The organism is Streptomyces flaveolus, assembly GCF_000716535.1.
GTDB classification, from domain to species: domain Bacteria; phylum Actinomycetota; class Actinomycetes; order Streptomycetales; family Streptomycetaceae; genus Streptomyces; species Streptomyces flaveolus_A.
In genome coordinates, this window is sequence record NZ_JNWV01000004.1 from 282,948 (window position 1) to 299,286 (window position 16,339).

The following is a 16,339-nucleotide window of genomic DNA, read 5'->3' on the forward strand; positions in this document are numbered from 1 at the left end:
GCCTTCTTCACTGCCGCTTTGGCCCGCCGGGGTCAGCACAGCGGCACCGCCTCGCCCTCTTCCTCCGCCCAGGCCGTGAGCGGGGTGAAGCCGCGGTGGCCGCACTCGCCGAAGACCGTGACGGGGGCGCCGCCGGACAGGGCGACCAGCCGCCACAGGCCCGGCCGGGAGCGGGCGGCCCGGGTCACCGGCAGGGCCGTCTCCGTGTCGGCGTCGGCCAGTTGCCATCCCTCGCCGTCCGGGACCGGTGTCACCCGGTCCAGGGTCACGGGCACCGCGTCCAGCCACGGATCGCCGCGCAGGGCCTCGCCGTACCGGGCCACCGCCTCGGCCGTCGTCACGCCCGGTGGGCGGAACGCGGCCGGGGACGGCGGGGCGAACCGCTCGCCCAGGGCGGCCCGGGACTGGCCGGCTCCCGGGTACGCCGTCAGCTCCGCCTCCAGGGCGAGGCCCACGGGCAGGGACAGCTCCGGTGCCCGGCCGGCCGCTCCGTAGGACAGCAGCAGCCGGGTACCGCCGGATTCGGCGCCGTGCAGCCATATCCGGCGCGTCGTCAGTTTCGGGTCCACCGTGTCGTACTGCGCGAGGACCAGCCAGCGGTCGCGCACCGGCGGGCCGTCCGGCGTGGCGGGCAGGCCCAGCCGGGAGCGGACCGTGGCCGCGAGGCCGTCCGGCAGCCGGTCGTGGTGCAGCCAGCCCTGGTCGAGCAGGTGCAACAGCGCGCACTCCTCCAGCAGCCGCGCCGGCCAGCCCGCGCCGGACGCCGGGATCGCCCCCAATTCCCGGACATGCGCGGCCAGTCCCGGCGCCTGGGCGTCGACCATGCGGGCCGCCGTCTCGTCCCACAGGCCGTACCCCGCGTGCTCGGCCGAAGCCAGGCCGCCGCGCAACAGGTCGGCCAGGCGCTGCTCCAGCTCGCTCGCGCCCGCCGTGACCCGCTCGGCCCGGCGCTCGGCCCGCCGTCGGGCCGCCTCCGGATCGGCGGACCGAGCGGCCGAGCCCTCCTCGTCCCGCGCCCGCTTGGCCTCGGCACGCCCGCGCCGGCCCGCGAGCCACTGCCCAGCCCACTCCGGTGGCTGCGCGGCGGCCGGCACCGCGCCGTCGTCGCCCGCCCACAGCAGAAGCAGCCCGAGCGCGTGCTTGCACGGGAACTTACGGCTCGGGCAACTGCACTTGTACGCCGGTCCCGCCGCGTCGGCCAGGTCCACCACCGTCTGGTACGGCCTGCTGCCGCTGCCCTTGCACAGCCCCCACACCGTCCCCTCTCCGCTCCCCGCCCCGGACCACGGCCCGGCCGCGGCGAGTTTGCTCCCCGCCTTGCGTGACGCGGCGTCAGGCGCCAGTGCCAGCACCTGGTCCGCGGTCCAGCGCACCCCCTGCTCAGTCATGTCTCCGACGGTAGGTCCCGCCACTGACAATCGGCCCGGCGAGCACGTTTGTGCTGGTCAGAGCGATTGTCAGTGGCGTGGTGCACGGTGGATGCCAGATCCGAACCGGCCGAGCTGGAGGGGGCCTCAGCCATGTCTGTGTCCGTGGAACCGACGACCGCCGCACCCGACCGCGACGAGACCGCGCAGGCACTGCGACCGCACGCCGAGCAGGCCTTCGCGGCCGAACTCGCCGCGCTCGCCGCCCAGGACGACCGCCCGCGCCCGGCCCGCTGGAAGCTGTCGCCGTGGGCGGTGGCGACGTACCTGCTCGGCGGCACCCTGCCGGACGGCACGGTGATCACACCCAAGTACGTGGGCCCGCGCCGCATCGTCGAGGTCGCCGTCACCACGCTGGCCACCGACCGCGCCCTGCTCCTGCTCGGCGTGCCCGGCACCGCCAAGACCTGGGTGTCGGAACACCTGGCCGCCGCCGTGAGCGGTGACTCGACGCTGCTGGTACAGGGAACGGCCGGCACTCCGGAGGAGGCGATCCGGTACGGCTGGAACTACGCGCGGCTCCTCGCGCACGGGCCGAGCCGCGACGCGCTCGTGCCCAGCCCCGTCATGCGGGCCATGGCCGAGGGCATGACGGCACGGGTCGAGGAGCTGACCCGCATCCCGGCCGACGTGCAGGACACACTGATCACGATCCTGTCCGAGAAGACCCTGCCCATCCCCGAGCTGGGCGAAGAGGTCCAGGCGGTCCGCGGCTTCAACCTCATCGCCACCGCCAACGACCGCGACCGCGGGGTCAACGACCTCTCCAGCGCCCTGCGCCGCCGCTTCAACACCGTGGTGCTGCCACTGCCGGAGAGCGCGGACGCCGAGGTCGACATCGTCACCCGGCGCGTCGAGCAGCTCGGCCGCTCCCTCGACCTGCCGGCCGCGCCCGACGGCATCGAGGAGATCCGCCGGGTGGTCACCGTCTTCCGCGAGCTGCGCGACGGCATCACCGCCGACGGCCGGACGAAGGTGAAGTCGCCCAGCGGCACCCTGTCCACGGCGGAGGCGATCTCCGTCGTCACGAACGGCCTCGCCCTCGCCACCCACTTCGGCGACGGCGTGCTGCGGCCGGGAGACGTCGCCGCCGGCATCCTCGGCGCCGTCGTCCGGGACCCGGCGGCCGACCGGGTCGTCTGGCAGGAGTACCTGGAGACGGTCGTCCGCGAGCGCGAGGGCTGGACCGACTTCTACCGCGCCTGCCGCGAGGTGAGCGCGTGACCGGCCCCGGCGGGAGCACGGCCCGCGCCTCCGGGCCGCTGCTGCTCGGGGTGCGGCACCACGGGCCGGGATCCGCGCGCGCGGTGCGGGCCGCGCTGGACGCCGCCCGGCCGGCCGCCGTGCTGATCGAGGGCCCGCCCGAGGCCGACGCACTCATCCCGCTGGCCGCCGACCCCGGCCTGCGGCCCCCGGTCGCCCTGCTCGCCCACGCCGTGGACGAGCCCGGCCGCTCGGCCTTCTGGCCGTTCGCCGAGTTCAGCCCCGAGTGGGTGGCCATCCGATGGGCGCTGGAACAGGGCGTACCGGCCCGCTTCATCGACCTGCCGGCCACGCACACGCTGGCGTGGCAGAAGGAAGCGGACGAGTCCGGTCACGAGGACGGGGACGACGCCGGAGAGCCCGGGCCCGCACCCGGCTCCGGTCACGGCGACCAGGTCCGCGCCGACCCCCGCGTCGACCCCCTCGCCGTGCTCGCCGAGACCGCCGGGTACGACGATCCCGAGCGCTGGTGGGAGGACGTCGTCGAGCACCGGGGGCCGGGCGCCCGCGACCCGTTCGCGCCGTTCGCGGCGGTGGCGGAGGCCATGGGAGCGCTGCGCGAGCGGTACGGCGCCGGCGGGCGCCCCCGGGACCTGGTCCGCGAGGCGCACATGCGGCTCCGGCTGCGGGACGCGCGCAAGGAGTTCGGTGACGCCGTGGCCGTGGTCTGCGGGGCCTGGCACGTGCCCGCGCTGGGCGAGAGGACCACCGTCACCGCCGACCGGGCGCTGCTCAAGGGCCTGCCCAGGGTCAGAACCGACCTGACCTGGGTGCCGTGGACGCACCGCAGGCTGGCCCGGTCCGGCGGCTATGGCGCCGGCATCGACGCGCCCGGCTGGTACGGGCATCTGTTCCACGCCCCCGACCGGCCGGTCGAGCGGTGGTTGACCAAGGCGGCCGGGCTGCTGCGCGAGGAGGACCGGATCGTGTCCTCCGCGCACGTCATCGAGGCCGTACGGCTCGCGGAGACCCTGGCCGTGCTGCGGGGCCGTCCGCTGCCCGGCCTGGGCGAGACCACCGACGCGGTACGGGCGGTGCTGTGCGACGGCTCGGACGTGCCGCTGGCGCTGGTGCACGACCGGCTGGTGGTCGGGGACGTCCTGGGCGAGGTCCCGGAGTCGGCGCCCGCGGTGCCGTTGCAGCGGGACCTGGCCCGGCAGCAGCGGTCGCTGCGGCTGAAGCCGGAGGCGCTGGAGCGCGAGCTGGAGCTGGATCTGCGCGGGGACACCGACGCCGCGCGCAGCAGGCTGCTGCACCGGCTGCGGCTGCTCGGCGTCGCCTGGGGCGAACCGGCCCGGTCCCGGGGCAGCACGGGCACGTTCCGGGAGACCTGGCGGCTGCGCTGGGAGCCCGAGCTGTCGGTACGGGTCGCCGAGGCGGGCGTGTGGGGGACGACCGTCCACGCGGCGGCACGGGCCAAGGCGGAGGCGGACGCGTTGGCGGCGCAAGCACTCGCCGACGTCGCCGCGCTCGCCGAGCAGTGCCTGCTGGCCGGGCTGCCGGACGCGCTGCCCGTGGTCATGCGGGTGCTCGCCGACCGGGCGGCCCTCGACACCGACGTCGGCCACCTCGCCCAGGCCCTGCCCGCCCTGGTCCGCTCGCTGCGCTACGGCGACGTGCGCGGCACCGACACCGGCGCGTTGGCCGAGGTCGCGGCGGGCCTCGCCGAACGCGTCTTCGTCGGGCTGCCCCCGGCCTGCGTCGCACTCGACACCGACGCGGCGGAGGAGATGCGCGGCCACGTGGACGCCGTGCACACGGCGGTGGGGCTACTCATGGAGAGCCTGGCCGGGGTGTCCACTGGGGCGGACGAGAGGGGCACCGGTGCGGCTGTGGACGTGGACGGTGATGGCGCCGCTGGCCCTGCGGGAGACGGTGAGGAAGACGGCGGCGCGTCCGGGGGAGTGGCAGGGGAAGGCGCCGGTGCGACGGCGGGGCTGACCGGCGATGCCGCTCGTGGGTCTGACGTCGTGGCCGCGGGGGGCGCCGGTGCGGCTGCGGAAGGGGCACGGGAAGGCACTGGTGCGGCTGCGGAGGTGGCTGGTGATGGCGCCGCTGGTCCTGCGGGAGCCTGCGGGGAAGGCGCCGGCCCGGCTGTGCGTGCGACCGGCGATGGTGCCGGTGAGGGCGGGAACGGCGCCGGTGTGACCGCGGGGGCGGCCGGCGATGGTGCTGGTGCGGTTGCCGGCGGCGGTGGGCTGCGGGAGCGTTGGCGGGCCGTGTTGCGGGTGCTGTCCCTGCGGGACACCGCGCCCGGTGTCATCCGGGGCCGGGCCGTGCGGCTGTTGCTGGACGACGGGGCACTGGCGCCCGAGGAGGCGGCCCGGCTGATGGGGCTCGCGTTGTCGCCGGGCACGCCGCCCGCCGCTGCCGCCGCCTGGGTGGAGGGCTTCGCCGGTGGTGGGGGCGGCCTGCTGCTCGTGCACGACGAGCGGCTGCTCGCCCTGCTGGACACCTGGCTGACCGGGGTTCCGGCGGACGCCTTCACGGACGTACTGCCGCTGCTGCGGCGCACCTTCGCGGCGTACGAGCCGGGCGTGCGCAGAACCCTCGGTGAACTGGTCCGGCGTGGCCCGGGAGGCCGGCCCGGCGGAGCCACCGCCCAGGGAGCCGCGATCCCCGGCTTCGCCGCCGAACCGGACACCGACCGCGCCGACGCCGTGCTCCCGGTGCTGCGGCTGCTGCTCGGCCTGGACGCGGGCGTCGACACGGTGCCCGCCCCGGCGCACGGCTCGCCGCACGCCCCGGCGCGCACCCCGCCACCCGGCGCTACGCGCGAAGCGGTACACGAGACGGCATCCGATTCGACGCACGACGACTGCCTCACGGGGGTGGGCACATGACGGACAGGACAGACAGGACGGCCACGACGGACAGCTCGGCCACGGTCGCCACCACCGCCATGGCGGACAGCTCGGCCACGGTCGCCACCACCGCCATGACGGACAGCTCCGCCACGATCGTCACCACCGCCACCACCGCCACGATGGACAGCTCCGCCACGATCGTCACCACGACCACCGCCACCTCGACAGACAGCTCGGTCACGTCCCCCACCGCGGTCGAGCCGACGGCGTCGGCCGCGGCCGTTGACCCCGCGCGGGAGCGGCTGCGGCGGTGGCGGCTCGTGCTCGGCGGGGACCAGGCCGACGGCACCGGGTACGCGCTGTCCGGGCGGGACGCGGCGATGGACGGCACGCTGGCCGCGCTCTACGGCAGGAGCGACGGCAGGGGTGACAAGCCGCGGACGAGCCGGGACCGGTCGGCCGGGCTCGGTGCCTCGGCACCGTCCGTGGCGCGCTGGCTGGGGGACATCCGCCGCTACTTCCCGTCCTCCGTCGTCCAGGTCATGCAGCGCGACGCCATCGACCGGCTCGGCCTCGCCTCCCTGCTGCTGGAGCCGGAGATGCTGGAGGCCGTGGAGGCCGACGTACACCTGGTCGGCACGCTGCTCTCGCTGCACAAGGCGATGCCGGAGACGACCCGGGAGACGGCCCGCGCGGTCGTGCGCAAGGTGGTGGAGGACCTGGAGAAGCGGCTCGCCACCCGCACCCGGGCCACCCTCACCGGCGCCCTGGACCGCAGCGCCCGGATCACCCGCCCGCGCCACCACGACATCGACTGGAACCGCACCGTCGCGGCCAACCTCAAGCACTACCTGCCCGAGCACCGCACGGTCGTACCGGAGCGGCTCATCGGTTACGGACGGGCCGCGCGGTCGGTGAAGAAGGAGGTCGTGCTCTGCATCGACCAGTCCGGGTCGATGGCGTCGTCCGTGGTGTACGCGTCGGTGTTCGGGGCGGTCCTCGCCTCCATGCGGTCGCTCAGCACCCGGCTGGTCGTCTTCGACACGGCGGTCGTCGATCTCACCGACCAGCTCGACGACCCGGTCGACGTGCTCTTCGGCACCCAGCTCGGCGGCGGTACGGACATCAACCGGGCGCTCGCCTACTGCCAGGCGCAGATCACCCGGCCGGCCGAGACCGTCGTCGTGCTGATCAGCGATCTCTTCGAGGGAGGTATCCGCCAGGAGATGCTCAAGCGGGTCGCGGCGATGAAGGCGTCCGGCGTGCAGTTCGTGGCGCTGCTCGCGCTGTCGGACGAGGGGGCGCCCGCGTACGACCGCGATCACGCGGCGGCGCTCGCCGCGCTCGGCGCACCGGCCTTCGCCTGCACGCCCGACCTGTTCCCCGAGGTGATGGCCGCCGCGCTGGAGAAACGACCCCTGCCGATACCGGAGACGGGGTGAGACCGGACGGCGTGAGACCGGGCGGCGTGACACCGGGCCGGAGGGGGCACCCGGTATCCCGAGTGGGCGGTGCGCACAGCACTGCGCCGCGCACAGCTCCGCGGGGTGGCCGGCCCGGGTGGGTCGAAAGCCGTCGGCTCGTCCGGGCGGAGCCTCGCGGATGGGGCGGGTGGTCCCCATTGGGGTGGGGATCAAGCGCCCCGGCCCCGGGCCCCCCGGGGCCGCCAGGGGGGTCTCACCGGGTACACCCCAGCCCGGTGAGGCCTCGCACAACGCCCGTACCGCACGCGGAGGCGGCACGCTGTGCCAGGAAAACCGGCATCATGTGACAGGTATCACCGCTCAGGTGTGACCCGCGATTTAGAGGGCCCCCGCAAGCAGCGATAACCTGCGAGACGGACATGCCGCGCGCTCGGACACCGTGTGCGCTTCCCTAGTGACAGCGGACGTCACGTTGCCCTTCGCGGCACGCCCACGCATCCAACGAACCGCGAGATCACTGATAGGGACGGAAGCGCGTGGACCTGTTCGAGTACCAGGCGAGGGACCTCTTCGCCAAGCACGATGTACCGGTGCTGGCCGGTGAAGTCATCGACACGCCTGAGGCGGCGCGCGAGATCACCGAGCGGCTCGGCGGCAAGTCCGTCGTCAAGGCGCAGGTGAAGGTCGGTGGTCGCGGCAAGGCCGGTGGCGTCAAGCTGGCCGCCTCCCCGGACGAGGCCGTCGCCCGCGCGACGGACATCCTCGGCATGGACATCAAGGGCCACACGGTCCACAAGGTCATGATCGCCGAGACCGCTCCGGAGATCCTCGAGGAGTACTACGTCTCCTTCCTCCTCGACCGTGCCAACCGCACCTTCCTGTCCATCGCCTCCGTCGAGGGCGGCATGGAGATCGAGGAGGTGGCGGCCACCCGTCCGGAGGCCGTGGCCAAGACCGCGATCGACCCGATCGACGGTGTGGACGAGGCCAAGGCCCGCGAGATCGTCGAGGCCGCCAAGTTCCCGGCGGAGGTCGCGGACAAGGTCGTCAACGTCCTGGTCAAGCTGTGGGACACCTTCATCAAGTCGGACGCCCTCCTGGTCGAGGTCAACCCGCTCGCGAAGGTCGCCTCCGGTGAGGTCATCGCGCTCGACGGCAAGGTGTCGCTCGACGACAACGCCGAGTTCCGTCACCCCGAGTACGAGGCGCTCCACGACAAGGCCGCGGCCAACCCGCTGGAGGCCGCCGCCAAGGAGAAGAACCTCAACTACGTCAAGCTCGACGGCGAGGTCGGCATCATCGGCAACGGCGCCGGTCTCGTCATGAGCACCCTGGACGTCGTCGCGTACGCCGGTGAGAAGCACGGTGGCGTCAAGCCCGCCAACTTCCTGGACATCGGCGGCGGCGCCTCCGCCCAGGTGATGGCGAACGGCCTGGAGATCATCCTGGGCGACCCGGACGTCAAGTCCGTCTTCGTGAACGTCTTCGGTGGCATCACCGCCTGCGACGAGGTCGCCAACGGCATCGTGCAGGCCCTGAAGCTCCTGGAGGACCGCGGCGAGAAGGTCGAGAAGCCGCTCGTCGTCCGCCTCGACGGCAACAACGCCGAGCTGGGCCGGAAGATCCTCACGGACGCCAACCACCCACTGGTGCAGCGCGTCGACACCATGGACGGCGCGGCCGACAAGGCCGCCGAGCTGGCCGCCGCCAAGTAAGCACGAGGACGAGGACTCAAACCACCATGGCTATCTGGCTCAACAAGGACAGCAAGGTCATCGTCCAGGGCATGACCGGCGCCACCGGCATGAAGCACACCAAGCTCATGCTCGGTGACGGCACGAACGTCGTGGGCGGCGTGAACCCGCGCAAGGCGGGTCAGACCGTGGACTTCGACGGCACCGAGGTACCCGTCTTCGGCACCGTCAAGGAGGCCATCGAGAAGACCGGCGCCAACGTCTCCGTCATCTTCGTGCCGGAGAAGTTCACCAAGGACGCGGTCGTCGAGGCCATCGACGCCGAGATCCCGCTGGCCGTCGTGATCACCGAGGGCATCGCCGTGCACGACACGGCGTCCTTCTGGTCGTACGCAGGCAAGAAGGGCAACAAGACCCGGATCATCGGCCCGAACTGCCCCGGCATCATCACCCCGGGCCAGTCGAACGTCGGCATCATCCCGGGCGACATCACCAAGCCGGGCCGCATCGGTCTGGTGTCGAAGTCCGGCACGCTGACGTACCAGATGATGTACGAGCTGCGGGACATCGGCTTCTCCACCGCCGTCGGCATCGGTGGCGACCCGATCATCGGCACCACGCACATCGACGCCCTGGCCGCGTTCCAGGACGACCCCGACACCGACCTGATCGTGATGATCGGTGAGATCGGTGGCGACGCCGAGGAGCGCGCGGCCGCGTTCATCAAGGAGAACGTGACCAAGCCGGTCGTCGGTTACGTCGCGGGCTTCACCGCGCCCGAGGGCAAGACCATGGGCCACGCCGGCGCCATCGTCTCCGGTTCGTCCGGCACCGCCCAGGCGAAGAAGGAGGCCCTGGAGGCCGCGGGCGTCAAGGTCGGCAAGACCCCGACCGAGACGGCGAAGCTGGCCCGGGAGATCCTGAGCGCCTGAGCTTCCCGCTCCACACGTCGGTAGGCCCGTCCCCTCGCCCGGGGCGGGCCTACCGACGTTTCCTGGACCGCCACCGCTCACCTCGGCTCCGGTGCCAGTCTCTCCGGTCCGCTCGTCTCCGCTCGGTGGAGGTTCGTCCGCAGCTTCTGCTCCTGCGGGGACAGCGGGCCCAGGCCGGCCGGCGGCGGAACGCCGTGCACCGCCTGGGCGGGGGCGACCGGGGCTTCGTAGCGCGTCGGTGCGGTGCGGAGCGTCAGGGTCGTCGCGCCGATGATCGTCACGGTGAAGGCGATGGCCGCCCGGGTCCAGAAGACGTTCCGGCGTTCGCAGCCGGTCCGTACCGTCGTCGACTTCTCCGCGCGCAGCCGCTCCCTGGAGGCCAGTTCGAGCAGGCGGCGGTGCAGCGTTTGCGGATCGGCCAGTTCCGGCAGCAGCGCGGCCACCGCCTCGCGGGCGTGGATCAGCCGGTTCGCGGCGGCCGGTGTGCTCGCCTCCGTCTCCGCCGCGGTCTCCGGCAGGTCGAGGCCCACACCGTCGTACAGGACGAGCGTGCGCCGGTACGACGCCGGCAGCCTGAGCAGGGCGTTCAGCAGGGCCTGGTCGGCCGGGTCGGCGGGCGGGGGTTCCGGGGAGCGGTAGCGGGGGCGGAAGCGGTGCCAGGGGGAGAGCGCGCAGTCGTACGCGACCGCCCGCACCCAGCCGGCCGGGTCACGGTCCTGGGCCACCTCGGGCCAGCGCTGCCAGGCGAGCTGGAAGGCCCGCTCCACGGACTCGCGGGCCAGTTCCCGGCGCCCGGTGAGCAGATAGGTCTGGCGTACGAGGGCGGGGGCGCAGAAGGCGTACAGCGCGTCGAAGGCCTGAGCGGGGGTCAGGGAGGGTGCCTGTTCGGCCGTCAGGCACGCCTCGGGCGAACGGTTCTGAGGGGCCGTCGGCTCGGGGCTCTGTGTCGTCACCATGCACCCTTCTGTACGAAAAAGAACATAAACGTATATTGAGCGACACTTCGGAGGTTCGCCTGTTACGACGGGAAAGCGCGTGTCGTTGGGAGCATGGCGAGCGTGATCCCGATGACCGCTCGCCGCTCCTCGATGTCGCCTCTGGCCAACCGGATGCGCGACCGCTCACCCGGACTCGCCGCGGGCCTGCTGGGCGGTGCCGTCGCGGCCGGACTGGGCCTCGCCTCGTTCGCCGTGCTCGTGATGATGCTGTGGGTCAGCTCGCCCTATCCGGACAGCGGACCGGACGGCGCGCTGCACATCGCCGCAGCCCTGTGGCTGCTGGCGCACGGCGTGGAACTGACCCGCACCGACACGCTCTCCGGCGCGCCCATGCCCGTCGGCGTCACCCCGCTGCTGCTGCTCGCCCTGCCGTTGTGGCTGCTGTACCGGGCGGCGCGGGACGCCACCGACGCGCCCACCGAACCGGACGGTCCGCCACCGGTGCGGGCGCGTACGGCGTGGACGGGCGTGGTCCTGGGCTATCTGGGTGTCGGCGCCGCCGCGGCGCTGTACTGCTCCCGGGGTGAACTCCACCCCGAGTGGACCTGGGTGACGGTGTGTCTGCCGCTCGTCGCGGCGAGCGCGGCCGGTGCCGGGGTGTGGTCGGCGTACGGCCGCCCGCGCGAGCCGGTGCTGAGCGTGCTGGTGGTGGTGCCGGGACCGGTGCGGCGCCTGGTGTTCGGCACGGACGAACGGGCGCGGCTGGGTGCGGCCGTACGTGCCGCCGGTGCCGCGACGACGGTGCTGTTCGGAGGCGGTGCGCTGCTGGTCGGCGTGTCACTGGTGTGGCACGGCGAGCCCGCGAGGGCCTCCTTCCTCCAGTTGACGGAGGGCTGGACCGGACGGTTCGCCGTACTGCTGCTCGGTATCGCGCTGATCCCCAACGCGGCGGTCTGGGCCGCCTCCTACGCGCTCGGCCCCGGCTTCCTCCTCGGCGCCGGACACGTGGTCCACCCGCTCGCCTCCGACCCGGCGCCGCTGCTGCCGCCGTTCCCCCTGCTGGCCGCGGTGCCGGAGCCCGGCGCCGGTACGCCGGAGAACTGGGCGGCGGCGCTGGTGCCGGCGGTGGCCGGGATGACGGCGGGGTGGTTCGTGGCGCGGGCGGCCGTGCGCCGGCCGGAGGCCGGGGGGCCGGCGCGGGCCCGCTGGTCGGCCGGCCGTACCGCCGGGGTGGTGCTGCTGACGGCACTGGTCTGCGCGGCGGTCCTCGCCCTGCTCGCCGTGCTGGCGGGCGGCCCCCTGGGCGTCGCCGCGCTGTCCCGCCTCGGCCCGCTGTGGTGGCAGACCGGGGGCGCGGCCGGGGCCTGGACGCTGGTGTTCGCGCTGCCGGTGGCCCTGATCGCCCGGGCCTGGCGGCTGCGCACCTGGCTGCGGCGCCGCGACGGCGTCCCGGCCCAGGGCGCGGAGCCGGGGGCCACGGCCCTGAAGGGCGCACAGGGCGTGCAGGGCGGCAAGGGGGCGGTGACTCCTGCGGCCGGAGGGAAGGGCGGTACGGGGCTGGGAGCGCTCGCGGTCGAGGCGAACGGTGGTACGGGGGCGGGGACGCCCGCGGTCGCGGGGAAGGGCGGTACCGGGACGGTGGCGTCGACGGAGGCGACGGAGGGCGGTGCGGCGGGTGGGACACCGACGGCCGCGGCGAAGACGGGGCAGCCGGGCGAGGGCGCGGAGGCGGGGACCACGGCGGACGCCGGGGAGGCGGCGGCCACGGGCCCGGACGCGGGTCAGGCCGCCGGCGAAGCGGTGCGGGGCGCGGGCGGGCCCGCCGTGACCGACGGCGGTACGGCGCGCGGGGACTCCGTGGGCGGGACCGCGGGCCGGCTCAAGGTGTGGGGCCGCGGCAAGGACGCGGACAAGGGGGGCACGGCCGCTCGGGTGGTGGCGGGTCCGGTCACCGGTGCCACCGGAGAGGACGAGGAGGACCTGTACGAGGTCCTTCCCGCCGACGACGCGTTCCCGACCTCGTACCCGACCCCGGCGCCGGCCGCCGAGCCGTTCACTGCGGGCTGGCACGACGACATCGCCCGTGCCTCCCGCTGGGCTGCCCTGAAGCAGGCGACAGGAACTGCGGAGAACGCCCGCGAGGACGCCCCCGAGGGCGCCGCCCCCGACACCCCGCCCCGGCCGCACCCGGAGACACACGCCGAGGTACGCCCAGGGGCGCACGCCGAGCCTCAGCCGGACGCCGACCGGCGCCCCGAGTCCCGCCCCGGTCTCAGCCCTGCCCCCGGCCCCGACCCCGGCCCCCGCGCGGGCTCCTCCGATTGAGCCCGGCGCCCGTGGGAGGCCTCAGCTGTTCTCCGTGCCCAGCACGCCCCGCAGCTCGCGGGGCAGCAGGGTGTTGCAGGACTGCTTGGCCTCGTGGGTGAGGGCGTCGTTGACGCAGGTGTAGTAGTCGCGGTAGACGAGCTGGACGGTGAAGGTGGAGGCCACCAGGACCAGTGCCAGGCCCGCTGTGACCAGGCCGCCGACGGCCGCCGTCGTCTGCGGCCGGCCGGCCGGAGCGGAGGGGGCGGTCGGGGTCGCCGGGGCGTCCGGGGACGGCCGGCGAGGCTTGGCGCGCAGGGCGCTGATGCCCCAGTACAGGGAGAGCGCGCCCAGCAGCAGGGCTACGTAGGGCCAGCTGAACAGGGCGAAGAAGACCGCCCACATGCCCGAGAGCAGGGCGTACCGCGCGCGGCGCTGGGCCGGGTCCGTCGGGTCCCAGCGCATGCCGGGGCCGGCTGGTCCGCCGGGGCCCTGGGGGCCGCCGCCCGGGCGTTCGCCGAAGCCGCCGGGGGAGCGGCCGGGCTGCCGGTCACTCCACTGACTGCCCCAAGGAGCGTGGCCACCGGTCCCCTGACCGTCGCCAGGGCCCTGCCCGGGAGCCTGGCCCTGCCCCGGGCCGGACCCGTGTCCCGGCCCGTGACCGCCGTGCCCCGAGCCGGGAGCCTGGCCGTGACCCTGCCCCGGGCCGGACGGACCCCCGTGGTGACGAGGCCACCACAGCTGGTCCGGAGCGCCTTCCGGCGGCGGCGCGAACGGGTTGTCGTCCTGCCGCTCGCCACCCGCCCCGGAACCACCGTTCCCCGAGCCGCCCTGTCCGGAGCCACCGTGCCCCGAGCCTGACCGGCCGGCGCCCCCCTGGCCGGAACCACCCCGCGGCGACTCCGTGGGCGGCGAGGTCGGGCGCTCCCGCAGCAGCGCGGCGCCACGCTCGCCTCCCTGGGCCGGGCGCGGCGGGAACGTGAGGAGTCGCAGGCTGCGATCGGGCATCAAAAGAGCGTCTTCCCCTAGGTGACTACGGCAGTCCGACTTGAGCTTCCACCCCGTGAACGCACCGCACGACGACCCGGTTCCCGAGGCTGCTCCTTCGTGTCTCCTTGCGAACGCTACCTTCCGGCCGCGCACCCGTCCCGGGGGCCCCTTCCCGAGTGCCGGTATCGTTGCTGACGGTCGGCCGCTTCGTAGACTTCCCCGTATCCGGGGGCGTGAAGCATTCGTACGACTGTACAAACCGGCCGTACGAAACCGGCCGTACACGGATCGCAACCCCAGAAAGGGCCCCATCGTGGCCGCCACCTCCGCCGACCCGGCAGCCAAGCGCCTCGTCGTGCTGGTCTCCGGTTCCGGCACCAATCTGCAGGCGCTGCTGGACGAGATCGACGCCGTCGGCGAGGCGTACGGCGCCCGGGTCGTGGCCGTCGGCGCGGACCGCACCGGCATCGAGGGGCTGGCCCGCGCCGAACGCGCCGGCATCCCCACCTTCGTGTGCAGGGTCAAGGACCACGGATCCCGCGAGGAGTGGGACGCCGCCCTCGCCGAGGCCGTGGCCGCCCACCGGCCCGACCTCGTCGTCTCCGCCGGGTTCATGAAGATCGTCGGCAAGGAGTTCCTCGCGCGGTTCGGCGGGCGGTTCGTGAACACCCACCCGGCCCTGCTGCCCAGTTTTCCGGGGGCCCACGGAGTCCGTGACGCGCTCGCGTACGGCGCCAAGGTCACCGGCTGCACCGTCCACTTCGTCGACGACGGCGTCGACACCGGCCCGATCATCGCCCAGGGCGTGGTCGAGGTGCGGGACGAGGACGACGAGAGCGCGCTGCACGAGCGCATCAAGGAAGTCGAGCGAAGGCTGCTCGTCGAGGTCGTGGGGCGGCTCGCCCGCAACGGCTATCGCATCGAGGGACGAAAGGTAGTTATCCAGTGACCGCCGAGAGCAACAAGCGGGCCATCCGTCGCGCGCTCGTCAGCGTCTATGACAAGACCGGCCTGGAGGAGCTGGCCCGCGGGCTGCACGAGGCCGGTGTGGAGCTGGTCTCCACCGGGTCGACGGCCGGGCGGATCGCCGCCGCCGGCGTCCCGGTCACCAAGGTCGAGGAGCTGACCGGCTTCCCCGAGTGCCTGGACGGCCGGGTGAAGACCCTGCACCCGAAGGTGCACGCCGGCATCCTCGCCGACCTGCGTCTGGACAGCCACCGCGAGCAGCTCGCCGAGCTGGGCGTGGAGCCGTTCGACCTGGTCGTCGTCAACCTCTACCCGTTCCGTGAGACGGTCGCCTCCGGTGCCTCGCCCGACGAGTGCGTGGAGCAGATCGACATCGGCGGCCCGTCCATGGTCCGCGCCGCCGCCAAGAACCACCCGTCGGTGGCCGTGGTCACCAGCCCGGAGCGGTACGCCGACGTCCTCGCCGCGGTGAAGGACGGCGGCTTCGACCTCGCCGCCCGCAAGCGGCTGGCGGCCGAGGCCTTCCGGCACACGGCCGAGTACGACATCGCCGTCTCCTCCTGGTTCGCCTCGTCCTACGCGCCGGCGGACGACTCGCAGTTCCCGGACTTCATCGCCTCCAGCCTCGGGCGCGCGCACACCCTGCGCTACGGCGAGAACCCGCACCAGCCGGCCGCCCTCTACACCTCCGGCGAGGGCGGGCTCGCGGCGGCCGAGCAGCTCCACGGCAAGGAGATGTCGTACAACAACTACACGGACACGGACGCCGCCCGCCGTGCCGCGTACGACCACGCCGAGCCCTGTGTCGCGATCATCAAGCACGCCAACCCGTGCGGCATCGCGGTCGGCGCGGACGTCGCCGAGGCGCACCGCAAGGCGCACGCCTGCGACCCGCTGTCCGCGTTCGGCGGAGTCATCGCCGTGAACCGGCCGGTCAGCAAGGAGATGGCCGAGCAGGTCGCGGAGATCTTCACCGAGGTCATCGTCGCCCCGGACTACGAGGAGGGGGCCCTGGAGGCCCTCACCAAGAAGAAGAACATCCGCGTGCTGCGCTGCCCCGACGGCCCGGCGCACCCGGTCGAGGTCAAGCCGATCGACGGCGGCGCCCTCCTCCAGGTCGCCGACCGGCTCCAGGCCGAGGGCGACGACCCGGCCCACTGGACGCTGGCCTCCGGCGAGGCCCTGGACGCGGACGAGCTGGCCCAGCTCGCCTTCGCCTGGAAGGCGTGCCGTGCGGTGAAGTCCAACGCGATCCTGCTGGCCAAGGACGGCGCCTCGGTCGGCGTCGGCATGGGCCAGGTCAACCGCGTCGACTCCTGCAAGCTGGCCGTCGAGCGGGCCGGCGAGGAGCGGGCCCGGGGTGCCTACGCGGCCTCCGACGCCTTCTTCCCCTTCCCGGACGGTCCGCAGATCCTCATCGACGCCGGTGTCCGGGCGATCGTCCAGCCGGGCGGTTCGATCCGTGACGAGCAGGTCGTGGAGGCCGCCAAGAAGGCGGGCGTGACCATGTACTTCACGGGGACGCGCCACTTCTTCCACTGAGCCGCACCCGCTTCCCCCGCCGAGTCCCGCCCGTCCGCGACGGGCGGGACTC

At 74.0% G+C, this 16,339-nt stretch carries 11 protein-coding genes; 8 read left to right on the forward strand and 3 right to left on the reverse strand.

Annotated elements, in window-relative coordinates; genetic code table 11:
* Positions 1–32 precede the first annotated feature (32 nt).
* Positions 33–1,388 carry an SWIM zinc finger family protein gene (locus OO52_RS05045; RefSeq protein ID WP_030641351.1) on the reverse strand — a complete coding sequence of 452 codons (1,356 nt, stop codon included), beginning with the start codon at positions 1,386–1,388 and terminating at the stop codon, positions 33–35.
* 132 nt (positions 1,389–1,520) lie between these two features.
* Between OO52_RS05045 and OO52_RS05050 the strand changes: the two genes are divergently transcribed.
* The 5 genes from OO52_RS05050 (at position 1,521) to sucD (ending at position 9,547) form a co-directional block, all read left to right on the forward strand.
* Positions 1,521–2,651, forward strand: a complete 1,131-nt coding sequence (locus tag OO52_RS05050; protein WP_030641353.1) for an ATP-binding protein — start codon at positions 1,521–1,523, stop codon at positions 2,649–2,651.
* Positions 2,648–5,533, forward strand: a complete 2,886-nt coding sequence (locus OO52_RS52470; protein ID WP_037628636.1) for a DUF5682 family protein — start codon at positions 2,648–2,650, stop codon at positions 5,531–5,533. Before OO52_RS05050 ends, OO52_RS52470 begins: the two co-directional genes overlap by 4 nt.
* Positions 5,530–6,939: a VWA domain-containing protein gene (locus OO52_RS05060; protein ID WP_420711379.1), complete on the forward strand. Its 1,410-nt coding sequence runs from the start codon at positions 5,530–5,532 to the stop codon at positions 6,937–6,939. The genes OO52_RS52470 and OO52_RS05060 overlap by 4 nt, the downstream gene beginning before the upstream one ends.
* 518 nt (positions 6,940–7,457) lie before the next feature.
* The gene (gene sucC, locus OO52_RS05065; protein WP_030641359.1) at positions 7,458–8,636 is read left to right on the forward strand and encodes an ADP-forming succinate--CoA ligase subunit beta; all 1,179 of its coding nucleotides are present in this window, start codon (positions 7,458–7,460) and stop codon (positions 8,634–8,636) included.
* 26 nt (positions 8,637–8,662) lie between these two features.
* A complete protein-coding gene (gene sucD, locus OO52_RS05070) occupies positions 8,663–9,547 on the forward strand; it encodes a succinate--CoA ligase subunit alpha (RefSeq protein WP_030641362.1) in 885 nt (294 codons plus the stop codon).
* Between the two features lie 77 nt (positions 9,548–9,624).
* Here the strand turns inward: sucD and OO52_RS05075 are convergent, their stop codons facing one another.
* On the reverse strand, positions 9,625–10,500 hold the full coding sequence (locus OO52_RS05075; RefSeq protein ID WP_030641364.1) for a hypothetical protein: 876 nt from the start codon (positions 10,498–10,500) through the stop codon (positions 9,625–9,627).
* Positions 10,501–10,596: 96 nt separating this feature from the next.
* On the opposite strand from OO52_RS05075, the gene OO52_RS54175 reads away from it, so the two are divergent.
* Positions 10,597–12,810: a cell division protein PerM gene (locus OO52_RS54175; RefSeq protein ID WP_324608276.1), complete on the forward strand. Its 2,214-nt coding sequence runs from the start codon at positions 10,597–10,599 to the stop codon at positions 12,808–12,810.
* A gap of 21 nt (positions 12,811–12,831) precedes the next feature.
* Here the strand turns inward: OO52_RS54175 and OO52_RS51980 are convergent, their stop codons facing one another.
* Entirely contained in the window at positions 12,832–13,797 is a 966-nt protein-coding gene (locus OO52_RS51980) for a hypothetical protein (protein ID WP_078876787.1), read from the reverse strand.
* Between the two features lie 295 nt (positions 13,798–14,092).
* Between OO52_RS51980 and purN the strand changes: the two genes are divergently transcribed.
* The gene (gene purN / locus OO52_RS05095) at positions 14,093–14,728 is read left to right on the forward strand and encodes a phosphoribosylglycinamide formyltransferase (RefSeq protein ID WP_030641372.1); all 636 of its coding nucleotides are present in this window, start codon (positions 14,093–14,095) and stop codon (positions 14,726–14,728) included.
* On the forward strand, positions 14,725–16,287 hold the full coding sequence (gene purH, locus OO52_RS05100) for a bifunctional phosphoribosylaminoimidazolecarboxamide formyltransferase/IMP cyclohydrolase (RefSeq protein WP_030641373.1): 1,563 nt from the start codon (positions 14,725–14,727) through the stop codon (positions 16,285–16,287). Before purN ends, purH begins: the two co-directional genes overlap by 4 nt.
* Positions 16,288–16,339: the final 52 nt, after the last annotated feature.